Annotated in this window: 15 protein-coding genes; 7 read left to right on the top strand and 8 right to left on the bottom strand. The window is 73.1% G+C overall.

The window, feature by feature from the left end; genetic code table 11:
- Positions 1-190 precede the first annotated feature (190 nt).
- Positions 191-1,198, top strand: a complete 1,008-nt coding sequence (locus tag ACWD6P_RS30440) for an aldo/keto reductase (protein WP_451447390.1) — start codon at positions 191-193, stop codon at positions 1,196-1,198.
- Positions 1,199-1,448: 250 nt separating this feature from the next.
- On the opposite strand, the gene ACWD6P_RS30435 is transcribed toward ACWD6P_RS30440, so the two are convergent.
- Complete coding sequence (locus ACWD6P_RS30435; protein WP_451447389.1) at positions 1,449-1,751, bottom strand: hypothetical protein; 303 nt, start codon at positions 1,749-1,751, stop codon at positions 1,449-1,451.
- Positions 1,752-1,866: 115 nt separating this feature from the next.
- Between ACWD6P_RS30435 and ACWD6P_RS30430 the strand changes: the two genes are divergently transcribed.
- Positions 1,867-2,967: an MrcB family domain-containing protein gene (locus ACWD6P_RS30430; protein WP_451447388.1), complete on the top strand. Its 1,101-nt coding sequence runs from the start codon at positions 1,867-1,869 to the stop codon at positions 2,965-2,967.
- 31 nt (positions 2,968-2,998) lie between these two features.
- Here the strand turns inward: ACWD6P_RS30430 and ACWD6P_RS30425 are convergent, their stop codons facing one another.
- From ACWD6P_RS30425 to ACWD6P_RS30410, 4 genes are all read right to left on the bottom strand, one after another.
- Positions 2,999-4,396, bottom strand: coding sequence for a PrsW family intramembrane metalloprotease (locus ACWD6P_RS30425; protein ID WP_451447387.1), 1,398 nt, complete (start codon positions 4,394-4,396; stop codon positions 2,999-3,001).
- A 28-nt stretch (positions 4,397-4,424) separates the two neighbouring features.
- A complete protein-coding gene (gene trmB, locus ACWD6P_RS30420) occupies positions 4,425-5,303 on the bottom strand; it encodes a tRNA (guanosine(46)-N7)-methyltransferase TrmB (RefSeq protein WP_451447386.1) in 879 nt (292 codons plus the stop codon).
- 58 nt (positions 5,304-5,361) lie between these two features.
- On the bottom strand, positions 5,362-6,594 hold the full coding sequence (gene lhgO / locus ACWD6P_RS30415; RefSeq protein WP_451447385.1) for an L-2-hydroxyglutarate oxidase: 1,233 nt from the start codon (positions 6,592-6,594) through the stop codon (positions 5,362-5,364).
- Positions 6,595-6,753: 159 nt separating this feature from the next.
- A complete protein-coding gene (locus tag ACWD6P_RS30410) occupies positions 6,754-8,202 on the bottom strand; it encodes a hypothetical protein (protein WP_030088381.1) in 1,449 nt (482 codons plus the stop codon).
- A gap of 765 nt (positions 8,203-8,967) precedes the next feature.
- Between ACWD6P_RS30410 and ACWD6P_RS30405 the strand changes: the two genes are divergently transcribed.
- Together ACWD6P_RS30405 and ACWD6P_RS30400 are read left to right on the top strand one after the other, a co-directional pair.
- On the top strand, positions 8,968-11,067 hold the full coding sequence (locus ACWD6P_RS30405; RefSeq protein WP_451447384.1) for an asparagine synthase-related protein: 2,100 nt from the start codon (positions 8,968-8,970) through the stop codon (positions 11,065-11,067).
- Between the two features lie 175 nt (positions 11,068-11,242).
- Entirely contained in the window at positions 11,243-14,578 is a 3,336-nt protein-coding gene (locus tag ACWD6P_RS30400) for a BTAD domain-containing putative transcriptional regulator (RefSeq protein ID WP_451447383.1), read from the top strand.
- Here the strand turns inward: ACWD6P_RS30400 and ACWD6P_RS30395 are convergent.
- Both ACWD6P_RS30395 and ACWD6P_RS30390 read right to left on the bottom strand, forming a co-directional pair.
- Positions 14,565-16,529 (bottom strand): sigma-70 family RNA polymerase sigma factor, encoded by a 1,965-nt coding sequence (locus ACWD6P_RS30395; RefSeq protein WP_451447382.1) that lies wholly within the window; start codon positions 16,527-16,529, stop codon positions 14,565-14,567. The genes ACWD6P_RS30400 and ACWD6P_RS30395 overlap by 14 nt on opposite strands.
- Positions 16,530-16,911: 382 nt before the next feature.
- Entirely contained in the window at positions 16,912-17,739 is an 828-nt protein-coding gene (locus tag ACWD6P_RS30390; protein ID WP_451447381.1) for a TetR/AcrR family transcriptional regulator, read from the bottom strand.
- 509 nt (positions 17,740-18,248) lie between these two features.
- Between ACWD6P_RS30390 and ACWD6P_RS30385 the strand changes: the two genes are divergently transcribed.
- Both ACWD6P_RS30385 and ACWD6P_RS30380 read left to right on the top strand, forming a co-directional pair.
- On the top strand, positions 18,249-19,613 hold the full coding sequence (locus ACWD6P_RS30385) for an NAD(P)/FAD-dependent oxidoreductase (RefSeq protein WP_451447400.1): 1,365 nt from the start codon (positions 18,249-18,251) through the stop codon (positions 19,611-19,613).
- Positions 19,614-19,925: 312 nt separating this feature from the next.
- Positions 19,926-21,722: an ATP-binding SpoIIE family protein phosphatase gene (locus tag ACWD6P_RS30380; RefSeq protein WP_451447380.1), complete on the top strand. Its 1,797-nt coding sequence runs from the start codon at positions 19,926-19,928 to the stop codon at positions 21,720-21,722.
- 89 nt (positions 21,723-21,811) lie between these two features.
- Here ACWD6P_RS30380 and ACWD6P_RS30375 read toward each other — a convergent pair whose 3' ends face one another.
- Positions 21,812-23,116 carry an MFS transporter gene (locus ACWD6P_RS30375; protein ID WP_451447399.1) on the bottom strand — a complete coding sequence of 435 codons (1,305 nt, stop codon included), beginning with the start codon at positions 23,114-23,116 and terminating at the stop codon, positions 21,812-21,814.
- A gap of 215 nt (positions 23,117-23,331) precedes the next feature.
- On the opposite strand from ACWD6P_RS30375, the gene ACWD6P_RS30370 reads away from it, so the two are divergent.
- On the top strand, positions 23,332-23,892 hold the full coding sequence (locus tag ACWD6P_RS30370; protein WP_451447379.1) for a MarR family winged helix-turn-helix transcriptional regulator: 561 nt from the start codon (positions 23,332-23,334) through the stop codon (positions 23,890-23,892).
- Positions 23,893-24,472 lie beyond the last annotated feature (580 nt).

The following is a 24,472-nucleotide window of genomic DNA, read 5'->3' as shown; positions in this document are numbered from 1 at the left end:
GTTGCCGGGGGCAGTCCAGGACCCCAGGGGGCCAGAGCCCCTGGGGTCCAGGGGGTCAGGGCTCATGGGCTCAGCGGGACAGGGCTGCTGGGGCTCAGCGGGCCAGGGCCCCTAGGGCCCGACGGGCCAGGGCCGTTGGGAATACTCGCGCTCGGGAATACTCGCGCCCCTCCCGACGCTGCAACAACGCATGACCTCGACACACAGCACCCCGCAGGGCACCGGTTCCACCCCGCAGGGCACGGGCTCCACCCCGCAGGGCCCGCGGAACCGGACCCTCGGCTCGCTCTCCGTCTCGCCGCTCTCCCTCGGCGGCAACGTCTTCGGCTGGACGGCCGACGAAGCCGAGTCCTTCGCCGTGCTCGATGCGTATGTGGCGGGCGGCGGCAACTTCATCGACACCGCCGATGCCTACTCGTTCTGGGTCCCCGGCAACAGGGGCGGCGAATCCGAGACCATCATCGGCAACTGGCTGACGTCCCGCGGCAACCGCTCCGACGTCGTCATCGCCACCAAGGTCGGCGCCCACCCCGACTACAAGGGCCTGAGCGCGGCCACCATCAAGTCCGCGGTAGACGAATCCCTCACCCGTCTCCGCACCGACTACATCGACCTCTACTACACCCACTACGACGACGAGTCGGTCGAGGTCTCGGAGTTCCTCAGCGCCCTCGACGACCTCGTCCGGGCCGGCAAGGTGCGCGAGATCGCCGCCTCCAACATCTCCGCGCGGCGCCTGGAGGAGTCCCTGGCCTTCTCCGCCCGCGAGGGCCTGGCCCGTTACGTCGCCCTCCAGCCGCACTACAACCTGGTCTCCCGCGACACATACGAGGGTGAACTGGCCGATGTGGCCGCCCGCGAGGGCCTGGCCGCGGTCCCGTACTACGCGCTCGCCTCGGGCTTCCTGACCGGCAAGTACCGCCCGGGAGCCAGCATCGACAGCGCCCGCTCCGGGAAGGCCGCCCAGTATCTGGCCACCGACCGCGGCCTGCGCGTCCTCCAGGCCCTCGACACCGTCGCCACCGCGCACGAGGCCGAACCCGCCACCGTCGCCCTCGCCTGGCTGGCCGCCCAGCCCACCGTCGCCGCCCCCATCGCCAGCGCCCGCACACTCGCCCAGCTCCCACCCCTCCTGGCCGTCGCCGACCTGACCCTCACAGCCTCCGAACTCACCCTCCTGAACGAGGCTTCGGCTTGAGCGTGGCTTCGGCTTGAGCGTGGCTTCGGTCGGAGTGTGGCTTCGGTCGGGACGGGGTTCCCGTCTGAACGAGGCTCCCTCTGAACGAGGCTCCCTCTGAACGAGGCTCCCTCTGAACGAGGCTCCCTCTGAACGAGGCTTCGGACTGGCCGACTTACGTGGACCAACTCGGCGTGCAGAGGGGGCGCCGGTCCCCTCCGCACGCCGTCCACTCCTCGTCCGCTCCTCAACGCCTCGGTGCCCCGACGCCTCACCCCCGACGATCAACCACCGCCCACGACGCCAGCGCCACCCCACTCGCCACCGCGAAAACCGAAGGCCAGGCCCCGATCTTCTTCGCCAGCGGATGCGACCCCGCAAACGCCGCCACATACGCCCCACTCAACGCCGCCGCAGTCTTCGTCCCGGCCTTCTCCTGCCACCCCTTGGCGGCCACCGCCCCCGCCACCGCAAGCGCCACCCCACCCAGGGGCCGCTTCTTGGTCCAGCGGGCCACGCCATAGCCGCCCAGCAGCCCAGTTGCCGCAACCACACTCGTCGGTACGCCGGACATCACAGGAACCTCCACCTCAAAGGACAACTTCTCCGACTCACTTCTCCGACTCTAAGACGATGCCGTAGTGGATTGCGTACAGCCAGGAGTGATCGTTTCCCGTAGCTTTTGGCGCATGGGTATACGCGACCTTCTCCTCGACGTGGCCAACCAGTTCGACACCACGCTCACCACCACGAGCGGGAACCCAGGCCAAGAAGTGCTGAAGGCGGCAGGCACACGCCTCATGGAGGCCCTGCCCTACGGCATGAAGGCGAAAGGGCACGGCGGGCAAGGCGGAGCCGCAGCGACACCATGGATTCAGGTCTTTGAACCGTCTTCAGGTGGAAGTGGAACCGAAGGGCTCTATCTCGCCTATATCTTCGCGGCGGATCTGAAGTCAGTGGCCCTGACGCTCCAGCAGGGCGTTACGGCGTTCAGAAACCAGCTGCAGACCACGGGCAAGACGCTCCGTACCCACGTGGAAGTAAGGGCGCAGTCCTTGCTGGCGGAGCTCCCGCAGGAGCTCACTGCACACTGGACCGAGCGGCCGAAGTTCAAGCACAACGGATGGCGGGCGCTGGCGTACGAGGCCAGCAGTGTCGTCGCTCGCTGCTATGAGATCGATCAACTCCCCCGCGAGGAAGACCTCTGCGCAGATCTCGGCAATATGGCCACGATTCTCCGGGCTGCCCTCGCCGTTGAGCCGCACATCGAGGTGGTGAATGAGCCCGACGGCCCTGTCGTCGAGTACACCACTCGCGAGCATGTCACCTACGAGGGCCTGGAAGGGTTCCGGCCCAAAAGGAGCGATGACTACTACGTTCGCCTGGCGGCCGCAAAGCAACGAAGGACCCGAGCGCACGAGGGGCTGATCCACCGATTTGGTCCCTACATCGAGGCACGCGGATTCACGCCGATCACACAGCGTGTGCACCCTCGGGACCTTGTGCTCCAGGCCAATGGCGATGAATGGCTGGTGGAAGCCAAGGCGGTGAAGAAGGGCAACCCTACGCAGGCGGTGCGCGAAGCCGTAGGACAGCTACTGGAATACCGCTATTTCTGGTACCTGCTGAAGGGGATGCCCAAGCCGCATCTCCTGGGGTTGTTCTCCGAGGACATCGGTGTCTACGCCCCCTACCTTGAGGATCACGGCGTCGGAGCTATCTGGCGCACGCCCGATGGCTGGGCGGGCTCCTCCTCGGCGATCTCGTGGGGGATGGCGGATGCGGCCTAGCGTGCTCTGATCCAAGCCATCAGGGCCCCGCCTACGGTCCCTCCGACGGCCCCTCCGTTCGGCCCCCGGCGGGCCTGCCCCCTTCACCCCGCCCGCCCAACGCCTCCGTCAGCGCCGCCCGTCCCCAAGGCTGGTACTGCCGCAGATGCTGCAACAGATGTTGCTCCCGGGCGGTGAAGTCTGAGGTGGGGCCCGTGAGGTGGGCGCGGCGGCGGTGGAAGGAGAGGGTGGTGGCTACGGCGGTGTATTCGGTGACGGCGCGGGCGGCGGCGGGGCCGTGGGTGCGGAGGGCTATGTCGCGGGCCAAGGCGCGGGTTTTGAGGGAGGAGAGGGCGGTGGGTTCGGTGGGGGCGAGCCAGCCGGCGGTGATGTAGGGGGCGAGGTAGCCGCGCAGGGAGAGGAGTTCCTGGGTGCGCGCCCAGATGGCCAGCCAGGTCAGGGCGAGCAGGACGGGGACCATGAAGAGCCCGTAGACGACCAGGAAGCCGAGGTCGCCCAGGGTCGAGGCGGCGTTCCAGATGGCGTGCAGGAGGACGGCGGTGAGCAGGCCGAGGAGCGCCAGCGCGATCCGGGCGGCGCGGCGGCGGGGGTAGCGGGTGGCGGCTATGCCGAACGCGAGGCCCGTGAGGATGGTGAAGAGCGGGTGCGCGAAGGGGGAGACGACGATGCGGACGAAGAAGGTGCCGGCGGTGAGTGAGTCCAGGCCGGAGTGGCCCAGGGACTGGTCCTCGCCGAAGGCGTTGCCCAGATAGAGGATGTTCTCGGTGAAGGCGAAGCCGGTGGCGGTGATGCCGGCGATGACGATGCCGTCCGTGATGCCGTCGAAGTCCCGTCGGCGGAAGCGGTAGAGCAGCAGCACCGCGGCGGCCTTGACCGCTTCCTCGACGACCGGGGCGATGGCGGTCGCGCCCCACGCCTCGGCCTCCGAGGGGGAGGTGGAGGCGATGTTGGCGGCCAGCCAGTCGGTGGCGAAGCCGTTGGCCAGCAGCGCGACCAGAGTGGCGGCACAGGCACCCCAGGCGAAGGCGAACGCGAGGTTGCGCCAGGGCTCGGGCTCTATGCGGTCGAGCCAGCAGAACGCCGCGATCAGGAGCGGTACGGGGAAGACGGCCAGGCCGAGGCCGACGAGGAAGCCCTCGGTGCCGGTCTCCTGGCGGACCATGCCGATGATGATCACGCCGGAGAGCGCCAGGAGGGAGATCAGCGCGACGGCACGGACGGTCTTGCTGTGCCAGGGCGGCGTACGGCGGCGCGGGTGCGGTCGGGGCCGGCCGAGCGCGTGGTGCTCGTACGGGCCGGGGTGTTCGTCCTGGCCGTGGTGTCCGTGTGGGGCGGTCGGGCGGTGCGCGTCGTGCCCGCAGGCACGGGGTGTGTACGGGCTGGGGGCCGGCGGGCGGGGCGGGTGCGGGGGCGGCTGGGACGGGTACACCTGTCGACCGTAGCGAGGAGCGTTCGCCTTATGCGCCGAGGCGGCGGAAGAGGAGGTCGTGCACGACGTGCCCCTTGTCCAGGCCCTGGCCCTCGAACTTGGTCAGGGGACGGAAGTCCGGACGGGGCGCGTAGCCGGAGTAGAGGTTCTCCAGCGTCGGCTCGGCGGTGAGCACCTCGAGCATCTGCTCGGCGTACGGCTCCCAGTCGGTCGCGCAGTGGACGAGGGCACCGGGCGCGAGCCGGGTGGTCGCCAGCGCGAGGAACTCCGGCTGGATGAGGCGACGCTTGTGGTGGCGCTTCTTGGGCCACGGGTCGGGGAAGAAGACGCGCAGGCCGGCAAGCGAGGCGGGGGCGAGCATCTCGCGCAGCAGGATGATCGCGTCGCCGTTGGCCACCCGGATGTTGGACAGGCCGTTCCGCTCCGCGAGACCGAGCAGATTGCCCTGGCCCGGGGTGTGCACATCGCAGCCGAGGATGCCGGTGTCCGGGTCGGCCGCGGCCATCTGTGCCGTGGCCTCGCCCATGCCGAAGCCGATCTCCAGGACGACCGGCCGCCCGTCGAAGAACTCGTCGAGATCGATGCGGGAGAGCCCGTCGATGTCCAGCCCCCACTTGGGCCACAGACGGCGCAGCGCATCGGCCTGGCTGGGCGAGACGCGGCTGCGGCGGGGCTGGAAGGAGCGAATCCGCCGCTCGTGGTGCGAGCCCGCGGGGTCGGCCGCGGGGCCGGTCCCGTCCGGGAACATGGGGGCGCCGCGGCGGGGCGTGGCGGCTGAGACGGCCGTGGCGCCCAGGCTGCGTGTTTCCGGGGCGACGGAGGGCTGCGCGGCCGCTTCCGGAGCGTCGGCTTCCGGAGTGCCGGCTGCCAGCGGGTGGGCTTCGGGGGTGACGGGATTCTCGGACACAGTGTGTCGATTCTACGGATGGCGCACGGGCGGGCGGGAGCCGAGGAGCGGGAGCCCGCTATCCCGCCGCCCCACTCCCCGCCGTTCCCACTATCCCCAGCACCCTCCGCGCCACCTCCCGCCCGATGGGCAGGGAAGCCGTGGCCGCCGGGGACGGGGCGTTGAGGACGTGGATCATGCCGGGGGAATCGGCGAAGAGGAAGTCGTCGACGAGGGTGCCGTCGGGGAGGACGGCCTGGGCGCGGACGCCGGCGGGCGCGGGGAGCAGGTCCTCCTCGCGGGCGGCCGGCAGGAGGCGGCGGACCGCGTCGGCGAAGGCGCGCCGGGACAGGGAGCGGTGCAGTTCGCCGGCGCCGTAGCGCCAGTGGCGGCGGGCTATCCGCCAGGAGCCGGGGAAGGAGAGGGTGCCGGCGAGCTCGGCGGGGCGGATCGTGCGCCAGTCGTAGCCCTCGCGGGCCAGGGCGGGGACGGCGTTCGGGCCGATGTGGACGGCGCCGTCGATGCCGCGGGTCAGATGGACGCCCAGGAAGGGGAAGGCCGGGTCGGGGACCGGGTAGACCAGGCCGCGGACGAGGGCCGCGCGCTCCGGGGCGAGGGTGAAGTACTCGCCGCGGAACGGGACGATCCGCATGCCCGGGGCGTCGCCCGCCAGCCGGGCGATCCGGTCGCAGTGCAGCCCGGCGCAGTTGACCAGGGCGCGGGCCCGATGGACCGTGCCGTCGGCGGTACGGACCGCCACCCGCCCCGGGCGACGGCCGATCGTGGTCACCTCCGCGCCGTACACGATCCGGGCGCCGGCGTCCGTGGCGAGCGCGGCGAAGCGGCGGGCGACCGCCCCGAAGTCGCAGACGCCGGTCGTGCCGACATGGATGGCGGCCAGGCCGCGCACCTCGGGCTCGTACTCGGCTATCTGGGCGGGGCCCAGCTCGCGCACCGGCAGGCCGTGCTCGCGGCCGCGCTGGATCAGGCCGTGCAGCCGCGGCAGCTCGCTGCGGTCCGTGGCGACGATCAGCTTCCCGGTGACCTCATGCGGAATGTCGTGTTCGGTGCAGAACTTCACCATTTCCGCCGAGCCCTGCAGGGCGTAGCGGGCCTTCAGTGAGCCGGGCGGGTAGTAGATGCCGCTGTGGATCACGCCGCTGTTGCGCCCGGTCTGATGGCGGGCCGGACCGGGTTCCTTCTCCAGGACCACGACGCGCGTGCCCGGCGCGGCCCGCGTGATCGCATGGGCCGTCGAGAGCCCGATGATGCCGGCCCCGATCACCAGCACATCGCAGTCGTACGCCGCCACTGCACCTCCCCAACCGCATGACCGCAGGCCCGACCGTCGCCGCGGACCTGCGCATCATCGCCGACGACGTATCCCATCATGACGGTCGGCACTGACAATGCGGTCCGAGCCGCGGCGGACACCGGCCGTCCCTGTGGCCCGGCCGGTGCCGGACCGGGCCTATGCCGGCGCCGCCAGCAGCGGCCGCGCCCGTTCCCGCAGCTCCACCACCCGGGGCTCGTCCCCGTACGGCTCCAGGCGGTGCAGCAGATCACGGACGTACTCCGTCGTACGGGCCGAGGAGATCCGGCCGGCCACCTCGACCGCCCGGGTGCCCGCCGCACACGCCGCGTCCAGGTTGCCGGACTCCAGTTCGGCCACCGCGGACACCACCAGACGCAGCCCGTGGGAGCGCACGAACTCCTCCGTGGGACGGGAGAGCGCCTGCTCGGTGAAGCGGCGGACCTGGCGGGGCAGCCGCAGATCCCGGTAGCACTCGGCGGCGTCGGCGGCGAAGCGCTCGTACGAGTAGAAGTCCAGCCATGACGGGTCGGGGTCGCCGCTGCGGGAGCGCTCCAGCCAGCCCTCGGACGCCTTCAGCGCCACCTCGCAGGCGCGCGCTTCCCCTGCCTTGGCCTGCGCCCGCGCCTCCACCAGGCGGAAGAAGCTCATGGTGCGGGCCGTGGCCAGGCCGCGGTTGCGTTCCAGGGCGGCCTGGGCGAGGTCGACGCCCTCGTCGGCGAAGCCCCGGTAGGTCGCCTGGAGGGACATCGAGGCCAGGACATACCCGCCCAGGGGGACGTCGGCGGCCGCACGGGCGAGCCGCAGCGCCTGGATGTAGTAGCGCTGCGCGGCCTCCTGCTGGCCCGTGTCGAAGGCCATCCACCCCGCGAGCCGGGTGAGTTCGGAGGTCGCCCCGAAGAGCGCCCGGCCCACCTCGTCGCTGTACGAGGCGAGGAGTAATGGCGCCGCGTCCACCCGGAGGCACTCCGGCACCATCGACGAACGCCAGTCACCGCCCCCGTACTTGGAGTCCCAGCGGCGCGCGTCCTCCGCCGCCTCGCGCAGCTTGCTGACGTCGCTGTGGCCGACGTGCTGCGGGATCCCGCCGTCGCCCGCCGCCGCGGCGTCCTTGTCGCGCGCCTCGGCCGCCTCCCGCGCCACCGAGCTGTCCGCCGGGGATATCAGCCAGCGCGAGGCGGGGGTGGCGTACGCGCTGACGGCGAAGGATCCGGCCAGGCTCTGCCAGATGCCGCCACCGCCGGCCCGCCGTCCGGCCAGATCGAGACGGTAGAGCTCGGTCGCGGAGCGTACCGCGGCGCCCACATCGCGGGGGAACGCCAGGCCGACCTCGGGCGCCGGGTCCGCGTCGGCCAGGCCGATCTCGTGCAGCGGCACCGGCCGGCCCAGTTTGCTGCCGATCGCGGACGCGATCAGATGGGGCGCGGCGCCCTGGGGCACCATGCCCTTGGAGACCCATCGCGCCACCGACGTCTTGTCATAGCGAAGCGTCAGTCCGCGCTGCGCACCGAGGTCGTTGACCCGGCGCGCCAGTCCGGCGTTGCTGATACCCGCGAGGGCGAGGACGGTGCCGAGCTTTTCGTTCGGCCCGCGTATATCCCTGGACATGCGCACCCCTCGACACACCGACAGCCGCCCCGGTACCCCGGGGCATGCGTCCACCCAGAGTAGTTCGCCGGATCCCGACCGTTAAGAGTCGGTGTCCCGGATGGCGAGATTCATGTTCAAACAGGGGTACGGGAATTGGCATGTGCTCCGGGTACGTGTGCCCGTGCGCCCGTCCGTGCGCGCTGGCCGCCGGTCACCGGGAGCGCTTCCATGGCTTCTGCGTGGGTCGGCCCGCTGCACTGGATCCAGTGGGCTGGGGGACACCGTCACCTCATTCCCCGCGGGTGACGGTCCGGTCCGGGAGGCGAAGCCCGCCTCCCGGACCGTCGCGCAAGCCGGTCGCCGGCCGGCGTACCACTGGTTGACGCGATGCCCGAACGTGTCAACTGGACTGCAGGGAACGGACTTTGGCCGAAAACCGCCGGATGGTGATTTCGCGCCGCCGCGCACTCGGAGCCGCCCCGGGGGCCACACGGGGGGCCTTCCGGGGTTGATGCGAGGACGGACGTCCGCGTGCGGGGCGGAGGGCGCGCTGTTCCGAGGCGCCCCGTGGACGCGGCCGACCGATCCGCCCGTGGCCCGCCAGCGGCCGCCCGTCGCGCCTCCCCGCCGCGAACTGCCCGTATACGGGCCCGCTTCGGCACCTCCCCTGCGCCGCTGTCATGGCAGCATGGTCGCCGCAACAGCTTGACGGCAGCTTGGCAATCCGCCGTACGGGGCGGCCGTGGGCGGCCCTGGCGGGCGGGGAATCGGGTGGAGGCGGCGATGCGCTGGTTGGTGGGGTGGAGCAGTGCCGCCACGGGGTCGTCCGCCACCGGCGCGGCGGCGCGCGCGGAGAGCCGCACCGTCCTGCCCGTAGGCGCGCAGCCCTTGTGGGGCGACCCGGATCCCCTGTGGGCGGTCGGCGACTGGCGGCCCGACGAGGTCCGCGTCGTACAGGCCGACCCGGAGACCCGGCTCGCCGTGTTCGGCGTCTGCGGGGCCACCGACGACCAGCTGCGGGTCGGTCTCTTCGCGGCCCGCGGGGGCGCGCTGCGCCATCTCACCGCCTGGCCCGGCAGCTACACCGCCGTCGTCCAGGTAGGGCGGCGGATCACCGTCACCGGCGACCTGGCCGGCGCCCGCCCCGTCTTCCACACCCCCTGGGCCGGCGGCACCGCGTACGCCACCGCCGCCCTCCCGCTCGCCGACCTGGTGGAGGCCAGCCTCGACGTCGGGCATCTGGCCGCGCTGCTGGCCTGCCCGGACGCCCCCGAGGCGCTCGGCGCCGGCACGCCGTACGAAGGGGTGCGCCGGATTCCGCCCGGTCACGCCCTGGTGCTGCGCGGCGGCGCCCGCGACGTCACCTCCTACGAGCCGACCGCCTCGCTCGCCGTCGCCGCGCCCCAACTCGCCCCGGAGCAGGCCGTGGACGGCGTCCGCGACGCGCTGGTCGAAGCGGTCCGCGCCCGGCTGGCCGGGCCCCGGCACGCGCCCGATCCGGACGGCCTCGAAGGACTCGACCCCGGTCCGGTGCCCGGTATGGGGCCCGCCGAGCGGCGTGCCGCACGGGGCGGACCGGCCCCCGGCATCGGCGCCGACCTCTCCGGAGGCAGCGCCTCGGGGACCCTCGCCCTGCTGGCCGCCGGTCTCCCCGGCCAGCCCGGACGGCTCAACGGGCACGGCGAGCGCCTGCTGGCCGTCACCTTCAACGACCGTGCCACCAAAGGCGTACAGGCCTACCGGGACGCCGAACTGGAGCGCGCCCGCAGCATCGCCGACAACCCGCGGCTGCACCATGTCGTCGTCGCGGCCGGCGAAGAGGCCCTCCCGTACGCGGACCTCGACAGCGGCCCGCTCACGGACGAGCCGGGCCCCTCCCTCACCACCGCGAGCCGCCACCGCCGCCGCCTGCTGGCGGGCAGCGCGGACCACTTCGTCGGACACGGCGCCCGCCAGGTACTCGACGCGCACCCGGCCCGGCTCGCCGACCTCCTCATGGACCGCCGCCGGCGCCACCTCTTGCGCCCGGTCACCGCGCTGGCCAAGGCGGACGGCCCGTCCGCACAGTCCGTCCTGGTGCCGTTCACGGTCTACCGCGCGGCCCGCAGGCTGGCCCGTACGCCGTACCCGGTCGGCATCGCCGATGCCGCGCGGCGCCTGCTGGAGCGGGAGTTCGCCGACGAGCCGGTGACCGGCGGGGCGGTGGACGCCTCGCTGGCCGCGCTCGCCTGGTGCCGTCCGGGGCCCGCGGCGCGCTGGCTCACGGGCGAGGCGCTGGCCGAAGTATCGGTTCGCCTCAGCGACGCGGCGAACCGGTCGTCCGCCGTGGGCCGCCCGGGGGAGCGGCGGGCCCGCGCGGCGCTGGCCCGCCAGGCCGCCGACCACCGGGTCTTCGAGCAGGCCGCCGAGGTCCGCAACCAGCGGCTGCACGCCCCCTTCCTCGACAACCAGGTCGTGCTCGCCTGCCGCGCCCTGCCGGACACCCTGCGGGTGCAGCCCGGGGCGCGGGCAGCCGTACTGCGCTCCGTACTGGCCGGCGCCGGCGTACGGGATCTGCCGCCCGGGTGGGGCGCCACCTCGCACCTCACCCACGCGGCAGCGGTACGCGCCGGGCTGCGCGGCGCGGTGGGCGACCTGGTCCGGCTCTTCGACGCCCCGCTGCTGGCCGACGCGGGGCTGATCGAGGCGCGGGTGGTCCGCAAGGCGCTGCGGTCCGCGGCGGAGGGAGCGGCGCTGCCGTTGGACGGCCTGGCCGAGCTGGTCTCCACGGAGCTGTGGCTGCGCCGGCTCGTGGCGCGGCGGGGCACCTGCTGGACGGGGGCGGAGGGAGCGCGCCAACGGGCACTCGCGGGAGGCGTGGTCCCCCGGGCGCGGCTGTCGTGAGAAGAGGCTCCGTACTGCTGTGAGCCGGGATGGCGCAGCGCCGTGAGGCGCGGCCGCGTCCCCGCCACCGGTGCCGGCCCAGGGCTCTGTGCACGGCTGTGGATAACGAAACGCCCGCTCACGGCCGGTCTGTGGATAACCGGCGGGCCCAGCCGCGGGACTGGACAATGGCCGGGTGAAGTTTCGGATTCTGGGCTCGACGGAGGTCCTGGGCGAGCAAGGGCAGCCCGTGCCGCTCGGCGGTGCGCGGGTGCGGGCGCTGGTCGCGTCCCTGGCGCTGCGCGGCGGACGGCCGGTGGCCGTGGAGACGCTGATCGACGAGGTCTGGGCGGTGGACGCGCCGCCGCAGGACGCGCCGGCCGCGTTGCAGGCGCTGATCGGGCGCGTGCGGCGGGCGCTGGGCAAGGGCGCGGTGGAGTCGCTGCCGGGGGCGTACCGGCTGGTCACCGAGGCGCAGGAGGTGGATCTGCATCGCTTCGAGCGGCTGGTCGCCGCGGGGACGAGCAGGCTGCGGGAGGGGGACGCGGCGGGCGCTGCCGAGACCTTGCGGGCCGGACTCGCACTGTGGCGCGGGCCGGCGCTGGCGGATCTGCCCGACGCGGAGGGGGCGGCCCGGGGCCCGGAAGCGCTGCGGCTGGCGGCGCTGCACCGGCGGATCGACGCGGATCTGGCGCTCGGCCGCGCCGAGGAGCTGCTCCCCGAGCTGCGGCAGCTGACCGCGGACCACCCCCTGGACGAGCCGTTCCGGGTCCAGCTGCTGCGAGCCCTGCAGCGTACGGGGCGGAGCGCCGACGCGCTGGCCGCGTACGAGGAGACCCGCGAGCTGCTGGCGGAGAGGCTGGGCGCCGATCCGGGGCCCGAACTACGCGCCCTGCATGCCGAGTTGCTCTCCGGCAAGGCCGTCCCCGGGGAGGGGGTCACGATTCCCGCTGCGGCCCCGCGCCACGGCAACCTCCGCGCCCGGCTCGACTCGTTCGTCGGCAGGGGGAGGGAACTCGCCGCCCTGCGCGCAGAAGTGACGATACGTCAGACACGTCTGATCACTCTCACGGGACCCGGCGGCGCCGGCAAGACCCGCCTCTCCGAAGAGCTGGCCGCCTCGCTGGCCGGGGAGCACCCCGACGGGGTCTGGATCGCCGAGCTGGCGCCGCTGGACGCGCCGGAGGCGGTGCCGGGAGCCGTGCTGTCCGCGCTCGGCCGACGGGACACCGCCGTCTTCTCACCCGCCATGGAAGCGCGTACGACCGCCGAGCACAGTGACCCCGCGGCCCGGATCGTCGACCACTGCGCACCGCGCAGACTGCTGCTCGTCCTCGACAACTGCGAGCATGTGGTCGGCGCCGCCGCCGAGTTGGCCGATCTGCTGCTGCGGCGCTGCCCCGGGCTGACGGTGGTGGCCACGAGCCGGGAGCCGCTGGGCGTGCCCGGCGAGGCCGTACGGCCGCTGGAGCCGCTGGAGCCGGTGCCCGCCCATCAGCTGTTCGCCGAGCGGGCGGTGGCGGCGCGGCCGGAATTCCGGGACGCGGACGACCCGGCGGCGGTGGACGAGATCTGCCGCCGGCTGGACGGGCTGCCGCTCGCCATCGAACTGGCCGCGGCCCGGCTGCGGCTGCTCTCCCCCCGCCAGATCGCCGAGCGCCTCGACGACCGCTTCCGGCTCCTGACCAGCGGAAACCGAACCGCGCTGCCGCGCCAGCAGACGCTGCGCGCGGTCGTCGACTGGTCCTGGGACCTGCTGGAGGAGCCGGAGCGCGCCCTGCTGCGCCGGCTGTCGGTGTTCGCCGGCGGCTGCACCCTGGCGGCGGCCGAGGCGGTCTGCGGCGAGGGCCCCGGGGAGGTCCTCGACCGCCTCGGCGCCCTGGTGGACAAGTCGCTGCTGGTCGTCGACCACCGGGGCGCCGAGCCCCGCTACCGGATGCTGGAGACCATCCACGCCTACGCCCGCGAGCGGGCCACCGCCCGCCCCGAGGAGCACGCGCGCACCCTCGCCCGCCACACGGACCACTTCCTGCGCTTCGCGGAGGACGCCGAGCCCCGTCTCCGCTCCGCCGAGCAGCTGCCCTGGCTGGCGCGCGTCGAGGCCGAGCTGGACAACGTACGGGCGGTGCTGCAGCGCGTGGTCGCCGGCCGGGAGGCGGAGACCGCCCAGCGGATCGTCCGGGCCATGTGCTGGTTCTGGTGGCTGCGCAACTACCGCCAGGAGGGCGCCTCCTGGGTGGAGCGGGTTGCCGCCCTCGCCCCCGCCCCGGAGGAGCTCGCCGACACCGATCCGGTGTTCTGGGCGCAGATGGACCTGCGGCTGCTGCTCTTCTTCCTGCTCCAGGACCAGCGGGCCGACCGCCATTACGACACACCGGAGAGCCGCGCCCTGATCGACCGGCTGCTGACCGCCTACCGTCGCCCGCACCCGCGCAGCGCTCGCTTCCCCGGGCTGCTGTGGCCGTTCACCGCCTTCTTCCTCGGCGGCTACGACCAGGTCCTGCCGCTCATGGACGGCGCCGTCGCCACCACCCGGGAGCTCGGCGGCAGCTGGGAGCTGGGCGCCTCGCTGATCTTCCGCACGCATATCGCGATCGACGCGCCCGGCGGCCTGCAGTCCGCCGAGGCGGACGAGCCGGAGCTGACCGAGCTGGCCCGCAGGGTCGGCGACCGCTGGATGCTCGCCCAGGTCGCGGCCGTCACCGGAGAGCTGCGGCAGATCCGCGGCCGCTACGACGAGGCGCGTGCGGCCTACGAGGAGGCGCTGGCGCTGACCTGGGAGCTGGGCGCGTACTCGGAGGGCCCGTTCATCCTGTCCCGGCTGGCCGAACTCCACTTCGCCGGCGGTGACATGGACGCCACCGAGAAGGGACTGGCGCAGGCGGACGAGCAGGCCGCCGAGTGGGGCGTACAGGACCCGCGGGCTTTCAACCACTCGCTGCACGCCCGCATCGCGCTGCGCCAGGGGATACCGGAGGCGGCGCGCACGCAGTGCGAGGCGGCGCGCCGGGCCGCCGCCCTGGGCACCCCGCCGCCCCAGTTCGCCGTCATGCTGGACGCTCTGGCGGGCCGGATCGCGGCGGCACAGGGCGATACGGCGGGCGCGCTGAGCCGGTGCCATCAGGCGCTGAGCTCGGGGCTGACGCTGTACTGCACCCGGCCCGCGCTGGCGTTCGCCGCCGAGTGCGCGGTCCCGGCGCTGCGCGGCGCCGGCCGCCCCCGCGACGCGGCCCGGCTGCTGGGCGCCTCGACCGCCTGGCGCGGCGAACTGCCCAGGACCGTCCCCGAGGAGGAGGACGTACGGCGCACGGCGGACGAGCTGCGCGCCGAGCTGGACGGCGCGGCCGACGGCGGATACGAGGCGCTGCACGCCGAGGGCGCACGCCTCACGCCCGCCGAAGTCGTCGAGATACTCGCGCCGCACCGCGCATCCGGCGCGATACCCGAGGCGCCCCCCGCGGCCGACGGCCCCAAGCGGCGCCCCGGCGGCCCGCGCCGCAAGCCGCCGGCCCGGCCCGTCAGCGACAGCTGATCTGCGACAGCGCCCAGTCCCCCACGGCCACCACATCCACCGGCGACACCGGCTCGGCCACCAGCCGCAGCGTCTTACGGCCCGCCAGCGGGACATGCACCGGCACCGCCCGCTCCCCGCCGCGCACCGCCTCCGACCGCCACAGCCGCTCCCCGTCGGCGTAGACGGAGAAGCGCAGCGCACCCAGCCCCAGGCTGAGGTCGTCGATGCCCGCGACGGCGTCGTAAGAGGTGCACCGGCGGTTGAGGTCGATGATCACCGAGGACGGGGCGTGCACGCTCACACCGTGTGCGTACGTCGTCCCGGCGATCTTCGGCGACTGCCGCTGCCACAGCCAGCTGCTCCCGATGCTGCGCACCTCCGGCTTGGTGCCGTCACCCATGAAGTCGTGGTCGAGCGCACTGACCTGATAGGCCGTCGGGTCGGGGAGCGGCGGCTCGGGGGAGGGCTCGGGTGGTGTGGGGGTGGGCGTGGGAGTCGGCGCGGGGGCGGTCGTCGGGGGCGGGGTGGGCGCGGGCGACGACCGGTGCGGGGCCGGCTCGGGCGTCCGCCCGGGGTCCGGCCGGTGCGTCGGTGCGGGCTTCGGGGCCGGTGCGGCGCCGGCCGCCGGCGGCAGCGGCTTCGCAGGCGACGGCGACGGTCTGTGCGGTGCGGTCGGGGCCGGCCGCGGGGGCCCGGCCTGCGGCTGGGGCTGCGGCGCGGGCTCCATGCTGCTGGTCAGCGCCAGCGCGAGCGCCGCGCCGGCCACCATCGCCGCCCCGACGCCGATACCGGCCTTCACCGGCGCGCCGAGCCCCTCGCCCACCACGGCACCACCCGCACTGCCGGCACCACCGGCCGCACCGGAACCCCCCGCCGCCGCCGCGGCCGCGCCGGCACCGGCCGCCGCCCCCGCGGCCCCCACCGCCGCGGCGGCCGCCTTGACGGCGTACCCGGCGGCGAACCAGCCGACGACCGCGACCGGCAGCAGCGCACCGATCCGCTGATTGACGTCCGCGACCTCCAGCGCGGCCATCCGGCACCGCGCACACTCGTCCAGATGCTTGCGCAGCCCCCGCTCGGCCCGTACCCGCAGCCCGCCACGGGCGTACGCGCCGAGCCGGTCCGCGTACCGGGCGCAGTCCCCGCCGGCCGTCAGCGAATGGCTGACATGCGCCTGCAGATACGCCTGCCTGAGCCCCTCACGGGCGCGGTGCGCCAAGACGGCGGTGGCGTTCGCGGTCAGCCCGAGCAGCGGGGCGACCTGGCTGGGCGACTCCTCCTCGACCGTGGTGTGCCACAGCACCGTCTGATAGCGCTCCGGCAGGCTGCGGAACGCCTGTACGGCCATGGACTGCTCGGCCTCGTGCATGGCGCGCACATCCGCGCCCAGATCCAGCGTGTCGGCGTCCCTCGACGAACCGGCAGCGGTCACCGCGAACACCGCGAAGTCCTCGACCAGCTGCTCCCGCCGCGCGGTCTTCGCCCAGGAGGCGGCGACCCGGCGGACGGTCGTCAGCAGATAGGCGCGCACCGCGGAATCCGGGCCCGCGCCGCCGCGCACCGCCTGCAGCGTGCGGGCGAAGACCTCACCGGTCAGATCCTCCGCGGTGTGCACATCCCGGCAGCACTGGCGGGCGTAGCGCCGGACCGCCTCGGCGTGCCTGCGGTACATCTCCTCGTACGCGCTGTCGTCACCGGCCCGCATGGCCGCGAGCAACTGGGCGTCGGACGGCGGGAGCTCGCCTCCGTCGGCGCCTTCGCCGGCATCGGTGGCCGGGGCCGTACGGCCGCCCGGCTCGCGCTGCGGCGGCACACTGTGCCCGTCGCCCGCAAGGCCGCCGGCGCGGTCATGCCGCTCGGCCGGCCCGGCCGCCGGGGGAGTGGCCCCCAACGGACCGGTCTGGCCAGGGACCTGCCGTGACGGCGCCGTCTCGCCGTTGCGCCGCTCGTCCCGCCCGTCAACACTCATCGCCGAGGCCCCCGAAGCCGCCGTCACACCGGAATACCGCGCAAGCGTGCCACATCGCGTCCCGGCGCCTGAGGGGTCCTGCGGTCAACCACTCGTCCGGGGCGGGGGCGCGGACGCCCGCACGGACATTCACCCGTGCGGGCCATATCGCGTCAACGGGCAGCACGGCGCGCGGAACCCGTACGGGCCACAACGCGCGCCGTACGCGTACGCGCCCCGGCGCGCGCGGACACCGGGCCCGGAGACGGAAAACGCCACCGGCCGGATCACCACGGCCCACGGCCCCGCGCCCCGGATCCCCGTGGCCGCCGCACCACACCCGCCCGCCCCGCCCGGCGGACCCGGCGATCGGGCCCACCCGGACGCGGCCGGCCGGCGGACATCACCGGGCAGGGCGCGAGCGCAGCCCCTCCAGCAGGATCTCCAGCAGCCGCGCGGAGGCGGCCTGCTGATGAGCGGGGTCGGGCAGCGCGGGCGCGCCCGTGGCGATGACCAGCAGGACGTCGGAGACCGTCACATCGGCCCGCAGCTCACCGGCTGCCCGGGCGCGCTCCACGAGCCGCCCGACGACCTCCAGCAGCGCCTCGGCACCGGCCGTGTCCCCGGCCGGGCCCGGCGCGCCCTCCGCCGGTTCGTCGCGCCGGTCGACCAGCCGCAGATCGGCCGGCGGACCGTCCGCGCCGGGCGCCATCCGCTGCTGCGGCACCCGGGCCTCGCCCAGGTGATCCGGCACCCGCCCGGTGTCCGTACCGCCCGGTGTGCGCTCCGCGGACCGGTCGGTGTCCGCGCTCACCCGCAGGATGCCCGGCGGCAGCAGCCGTCCGGCGCCCGAAGCGACCGACGTCCGCAGAAAGCGGGACAGCGCCGACCACGGGTCGTCCTCCTGGCCCAGCGCCGTACGCGCCTGGTCCGTCAGCCGTGAGGTCTCCTCCTCGGCTATCCGGCGGACCAGGATGTCCTTGCTCGGGAACCGGCGGTAGACCGTGCCGACACCCACCCGGGCCCGGCGCGCCACGTCTTCCATCGGGGCGCCGTACCCCAGCTCGCCGAACACCTCGCGCGCCGCCCGCAGCACATGCTCCAGATTGCGCTGCGCGTCGACCCGCAGCGGCGTACTCCGGCCGCCCGCTGCCGGGCCCGTACCGGCGCCGTTGCCGCCGCCCCCGTTGGTGCTGTTTCCGTTGCCGCCGCCGTCCGAGGCGTGTGCCATCGCGACGGTCGCCGGCCATTGAGAGCCCTGAATATGCATATAGATCCCCCGGTAATGACGTCTCCCCCCGGAGACTCCCCGCCCTGACGGTCGGGGTGGACCGACACGAGGGTGCACCCCAACGAGATACGAACATAGTTGAGCCCGCGTCAAGATTGAAGGGGGCGTTCCGTGCAGTGCGCCCCCCGATCGGCCCAACGGGCCTGATCCGCCCGGATTACGCCCCTGCTCGCCCCCGTCACCCACCACCTGACCAGCGCACCTCGGCCCGGGCGCGTGGAATCGGCCGTTCCGTCCCCAGCGCCGCGCCCGGACATACATTTCGACGAGCCTGTGGACAAAGGCGCCGCGGCGGTGCGTCATGGAACAGTGCTGTGCTTTCCCGGGGGCGCAGCGCCCGATGGGTGGCCGCATCGCCGGCCGGCCACCGGATCGGTGCCGCCCCGGGCCTGGTCGACACCGCGAGGAGTACCTCTGTGAAGGCTGTGTCTTCGAAGGCTTCGGACAACGTGGCGCGCATCCTCGTCGTCGGCGGTGGCTACGTGGGGATGTACACCGCCCTGCGCCTCCAGCGGAAGCTCAAGCAGGAGCTGCGGCAGGGCACCGTCGAGGTGATCGTGGTCGACCCCGAGCCGTACATGACGTACCAGCCGTTCCTGCCCGAGGCCGCGGCCGGCTCCATCTCCCCGCGCCACGTCGTCGTACCGCTGCGCCGCGTGCTGCCGCAGTGCAAGGTCGTCGTCGGCGAGGTCACCGCCCTCGACCACACCGCACGCAAGGCGACGATCACCACCCTGGCCGCCGAGGAGACCGGCAACGGCGCCATCGAGGTCGCCTACGACGAAGTGGTCCTCGCGCCGGGCTCGGTCTCGCGCACCCTGCCCGTCCCCGGCCTCGCCGACGTCGGCATCGGCTTCAAGACCGTCGAAGAGGCCATCGGACTGCGCAACCACGTCCTCGAACAGCTCGACATCGCCTCCTCCACCCGCGACCCCGCCGTCCGCGACGCCGCGCTGACCTTCGTCTTCGTCGGCGGCGGCTACGCGGGCGTGGAGGCGCTGGCCGAACTGGAGGACATGGCCCGCTACGCCGTCCGCTACTACCACAACATCCAGCCCGAGGACATGAAGTGGATCCTGGTGGAGGCGACCGACCGGATCCTGCCCGAAGTGGGCCCGGACATGGGCCGCTACGCCGTACGGGAGCTGCGCGGCCGCAATATCGACGTACGGCTGGAGACCCGGCTGGAGTCCTGCGAGAAGCGCGTCGCCGTACTGAGCGACGGCTCCCGCTTCCCGACCAGAACCCTCGTATGGACCGCCGGCGTCAAGCCGCACCCCATCCTCGCCGCGACCGGACTGCCGCTCAACGGCCGCGGCCGCCTCAAGTGCACCGCCGCGCTCCAGGTGGACGGCGCCGAACACGCCTGGTCCGCGGGGGACGCGGCCGCGGTCCCCGACCTGACGGCCCAGCCGCCGGCCAAGCCCGACGAGCCCCCCGCCACCTGCGCGCCCAACGCCCAGCACGCCCTGCGCCAGGCCAAGGTCCTCGCCGAGAACGTCGCGGCGGCGGTGCGCGGCGGCCCCATCGTCGACTACGCGCACAAATACGCCGGTTCGGTGGCCTCGCTCGGCCTGCACAAGGGCGTCGCCCACGTCTACGGGCGCAAGCTGCGGGGCTACCCGGCCTGGCTGATGCACCGCGCCTACCACCTCGGCCGGGTCCCGACCTTCAACCGCAAGGCCCGGGTCCTGGCCGAATGGACCCTCGCGGGCCTGTTCAAACGCGAGATCGTCTCGCTCGGCTCGCTGGAGAACCCGCGCGCCGAGTTCGAGCTCGCCGCGGGCACCGGCCGGCACAACGAAGCCAGCTGACGCGCCGCACCGGCCACCAAAGTTGACACGCCGTCATCCCGGTGGCGGCCGGAGATTGCGGAGTGCGGAACTCCACACCGGCTGCCGGGCGTCTGACGGATGTCCGTCCGGTCGGCCACACTGGACGTGTGACCATGGGTGGGCTCGTATCTGCAAAGAGTGACAATCACGAGGATTCTGGACGTTTGCTGCATTCCGCAAAAGGGCGCCGAGAGTGCCCCCAGCCGACCCTCCCCCGGCCGACGGCCGGGAGGTCCCGCCATGCCGACGGCCCGATCCCGCGCGACGACGCGAAGTAAGAGGTACCCCTCCGTGATCTTCACGCGCTGGAGCGCCAAGTTCCCCGGCACACAGCGGCGCGCCGCCGCCCGATCCGACCGCGCCGCACCCCGCCCCGCCCCCGGTACGCCGGCCACCCCGCCCGCCGAGGCCCCGGCGCCCGCCGCCACGCCCGCGGCGGACTGCCCGCCCGCCGACCCGGCGGCCGCCACCACCGGCTCCGTCCCCGCCGCCCGCGCCGACGCGGACCCCGCGCAGGAACCCCTCCCCGCGACCCTGCCCCCCACCGTCGACGCCCTCTCCGTCCACGACATCCTCGGCACCATCCCCGCCCTCGTCGCCGTCGTCTACGGCCCCGAACACCGCCTCGCCTACGTCAACGGCGCCTACGCCGCCGTCTTCGGCCCCCGCCCGGCCGGCCAGACCGCCCGCGAAGCCCTCCCCGAACTCGACGCACTGGGCCTGCTGCCCCTGATGGACCAGGTCCTGCGCAGCGGCAAACCCCGTACGGTCAAGTCCCGCAAGGTCCCCGGCGGCGACCGCACCCGCGACGGCTACTACACCTTCACCTGCACCCCGATCGAGGTCGCCGCCAGCGGCCCGGCGCCCGACCCCGAGGTCGCCTGCATCGCACCCCACAAGGGCGTGCTGGTCTTCGGCGCCGAGGTCACCGACCAGATCGAGTCCGCCGAACGGCTCCGCGCAAGCGAGGCCCGCCAGCGCGAGGCCGCGGTCACCCTCCAGCGCTCCCTGCTGCCCCAGGAACTGGAGCAGCCCGACGACCTCCGCGTGGCCGCCACCTACCAGCCCGGCGGCACGGACGCCGCGGTCGGCGGCGACTGGTACGACGTCATCACCCTCGGCGCCGGCCGCACCGCCCTGGTCATCGGCGACGTCATGGGCCGCGGGGTGCGCGCCGCCGCCGTCATGGGCCAGCTGCGCACCGCCGTACGCGCCTACGCCCGCCTCGACCTCCCGCCGCACGAGGTCCTCCAGCTGCTGGACGGCCTGGCCGCCGAGATCGACGCAAGCCAGATCGCCACCTGCGTCTACGCCGTCCACGACCCCAACGAGGGCCGCCTGGTCTACGCGTCCGCCGGACACCTGCCCATCCTCGTACGCGACGCGGACGGCACGGTCCGCCGCGCCGCCGAGCCCACCGGACCGCCCCTGGGAACCGGCGGCTGGCTGCACACCTCGGGATCCGTCCCGCTCGGCCCCGGCAGCAGCGCCGTCCTCTACACCGACGGCCTCGTCGAGCGCCGCGACAAGGACATCGACGACGGCGTCGACGCCCTGGAGCGCGCCTTCGCCGGCGCCGCCGGCACCCCCGACATCGTCTGCGACCGCCTGCTGCGCTCCCTCGGCATCACCGCCACGCACGACGACGACGTCGCCATCCTCGTCCTCCAGCACCCCGAACGGACCGGCCACGACGCCGAGCTGTTCCACAACGCCGCCCTCGAACTCCACGGCGGCACCGAAGCGGCCCCACGCGCCCGCGCCTTCGCCTCCGGCGTTCTGGCCTCCTGGCGCTTCTCGCCCGAGCTGCACGACCTCGGCGTCCTCGCGGCCAGCGAACTGGTCGCCAACTCCCTCCAGCACGGCACGCCCCCCATGCGGCTGCGACTGCGCCGCACGGACCGCCGCCTGATCATCGAAGTCACCGACGGGGACGACCACCTCCCCCGGCGCCGCCGCGCCGAGCCCGCCGACGAGGCCGGCCGGGGCATCTCCATCGTCGCCACCATCGCCTCCTCCTGGGGCTCACGCCGCACCCCGGGCGGCGGCAAGGCCGTGTGGTGCGAATTCGCCCTGCCCAGGGGGTAGCCGCCCGTACGACGAAGGCGCCGCCCCGTCCCCCATGGACAGGGGACGGGACGGCGCCTTCCGGTACGGCCTCGCCGTGACTCCTCGGCTCAGGCCTGGCAGCCCACGGCTTCCGCCTCCGCCTTCGCCGGCACCCGCGCCGCGGGCACCGGCACGACCACGCGATGCGGATTGTCCTGCGCGGGCCGCAGCATCCGCCCCAGCCGCAGCGACAGCACACTGATCCCCACGGCACACACCACCAGCATCCCGATGTACGCCACGTACATCCCATGCCCCACCATCAGGGCACCCACCGCCGGACCGACCGCCAACGCCAGCTGCTTGACCAGCGCAAACGCCGAGTTGTACTGACCTATCAGAGAAGCCGGCGCCAGATCGGCCACCAACGGAGCCACCGTCGGCGACAGCATCGACTCACCTATCCCGAACAGCGCATACGTCGAGATCAGCAGGGCCGTCGCCACCGCCTGCGCACCGTGCACCAGCCCGGACAGCCCGGCGGCTATCCACGCCACGGTCCATATCAACCCGACCAGCGCCATCACCCGGCTGCGCCGCCGCCCCTCCACCAGCTTGAGCACCACGAACTGCGCCGCCACGATCGCCGCCGTATTGGCCGCCAGCGCGATACCCAGGCTCGACGGCGGGATCCGCGTCACCTCGGTCGCATACGCCGCCAGACCCGACTCGAACTGCCCGTAGCAGGCGAAGAACAGCACGAACCCCAGCACGCACAGCCACACCATCCGCCGGTCCGCGAACAGCGCCCGCCAAGCGCCCTTGGCCCGCTCCTCACTGGGCACCGCGTCCTCGACCTTCGGCACCTGCGGCAGCCGCACGGTGGCCACCGCCGCACCGAGCACCAGGAACATCACGGCCTCGATGGCGAACAGCCGCACAAAGCTCGACGCATGCGACTCGTCGACGAGCAGCCCGCCGACCAGCCCGCCGACGCCCAGCCCCAGGTTGTTGAGGAAGAACTGGGTGGCGAACGCACGCGATCTGGTCACCGTCGTCGAGCACCACACGATCATCGTGGCCAGGGCCGGCTGGATGACCGCTATCCCCGCACCGAGCGCGACGGCGGACGCGATGACCAGCGGTTCGGTGGCGGACAGCCCGATCCCGAGCGCACCGATGGCGGCGGAGACCGTACCGACGATGGCCACCGGCAGGGGACCGCGCCGGTCGATGGCCCGACCGGTCAGCGGCAGGACGACCAGCGCGGCCACCGCCAGCATCGCCAGCACGACACCGGCCGTGTTCGCGCCGAGATCCCGCACCTTCGCCACATAGACGTACAGATACGGAACCGTGAAGCCGTTCCCGAACGCGCTCAGCGCGTTCCCGAGCTGGATCCGGCGCAACGCGGCGCCCATCGCGGTGGTCACACTCACCTACCTAGGTCAGGTCATCAGACGAACAAGAAGGGGGCGAACCGAGAGCCGCACGGACACCGCCGCACAGACACCAGGGCAAGACCACGCGACCGGACAGTCCCGAGCCGGACAGTCTCACCCTGAAGACTTCAACTCTAAAGTTCGAAGCTAAAGAGTACATGGGGAAGGACTTCAACGCCAATGACTTCCATGTCATACTGCGCCGCATGCCTGAGCCCTCAGATACGGCGGCCCACGCCGCCGAGCCGAGCCTCGAGGAACAGATCGCGGCCTACCAGCGCGAATTCCAGGACCTCGACCCCCAGGTGGAGCAGGTCGTCTCCGCACTTCAGCGCCTCAACCGGCGGATGAACGTCGCCTACGGACGGCAGACCGCCACCCTCGGCATGAGCAACGCCGAATGGGAGGTCCTCAAGGCCCTCGTCGTCTCCGGAGCCCCCTACCAACTGGGCCCCGGCGAACTCGCCAAGCGCCTCGGCCTCACACCGGCCGCCATGACCCACCGCATCGACCGCATGGCGAGCGAGGGACTGGTCACCCGCGAGCGCGACGAGACCAACCGCGTACGCGTCATCGTCGAGCTGACCCACGAAGGCCGCGAGAAGTGGCTGGAGGCGATGCGCATGGCGGCGGTCTTCGAGGAGGACCTCCTCCAGGACCTCTCCAGCGAGGAACGCCAGCTCCTCGGCCAGGTGCTGACCCGTCTGCTGCGCCGCGTCGAGGCGGCCCAGCCGGATGCCGGCGGGCGTCTGAGTGACCTTGACTGACGCGAGTTGACACTGGGTTGCCTGATCTGTAGTGTCCTCCGAGTTGCCACAGCGCCGGAACGGTTCTGCGGCAGCCATCCCGCCGCTTCGCGGCACACCACTACTGCACGGCCCCTCACCGGGAAGAATTTCGGCATGCCGAAATTCGGACCGCGGCGCGATTATGTGCCGACGAGGAATTCCGCTAAAGTAGTGATCACGCCGAAAGGCGCGAACAAATCCCCTCCGACGGGGAATCGGAAACAAATTCGGACCGGCAACGGAACGAAAGCGGATCTGATAGAGTCGGAAAGGCCGAAAAGCGAAAGCCGAACGGCCGACCCCGCTCCAACAGGGGCCAGAGACGGAAACGGATCTGGTAAGGTTGGAAACGCGAAGAAGCCGAAAGGCCGAAACGCGCCGGCGAAATCGGAGCCGCAAGGATCTGATAGAGTCGGAAACGCAAGACCGAAGGGAAGCGCCCGGAGATCCTGGTGAAACAGGAACAAAGGAAGCGTCCGTTCCTTGAGAACTCAACAGCGTGCCAAAAGTCAACGCCAGATATGTTGATACCCCGTCCACCGGAACATTCCGGAGGATG

The organism is Streptomyces sp. NPDC002446 (assembly GCF_053595675.1).
Note: the sequence above shows the minus strand (reverse complement) of the source record. Positions and strands in the feature narration are given on the sequence as shown.

Excerpts from the sequence above, each read along its gene's own strand:
- ACWD6P_RS30440 (WP_451447390.1), top strand. The coding sequence starts at position 191 with ATGACCTCGACACACAGCACCCCGCAGGGCACCGGTTCCACCCCGCAG.
- ACWD6P_RS30435 (WP_451447389.1), bottom strand. The coding sequence starts at position 1,751 with ATGTCCGGCGTACCGACGAGTGTGGTTGCGGCAACTGGGCTGCTGGGC.
- ACWD6P_RS30430 (WP_451447388.1), top strand. The coding sequence starts at position 1,867 with ATGGGTATACGCGACCTTCTCCTCGACGTGGCCAACCAGTTCGACACC.
- ACWD6P_RS30410 (WP_030088381.1), bottom strand. The coding sequence starts at position 8,202 with ATGTCCAGGGATATACGCGGGCCGAACGAAAAGCTCGGCACCGTCCTC.
- ACWD6P_RS30405 (WP_451447384.1), top strand. The coding sequence starts at position 8,968 with ATGCGCTGGTTGGTGGGGTGGAGCAGTGCCGCCACGGGGTCGTCCGCC.
- ACWD6P_RS30395 (WP_451447382.1), bottom strand. The coding sequence starts at position 16,529 with ATGAGTGTTGACGGGCGGGACGAGCGGCGCAACGGCGAGACGGCGCCG.
- ACWD6P_RS30390 (WP_451447381.1), bottom strand. The coding sequence starts at position 17,739 with ATGGCACACGCCTCGGACGGCGGCGGCAACGGAAACAGCACCAACGGG.
- ACWD6P_RS30370 (WP_451447379.1), top strand. The coding sequence starts at position 23,332 with ATGCCTGAGCCCTCAGATACGGCGGCCCACGCCGCCGAGCCGAGCCTC.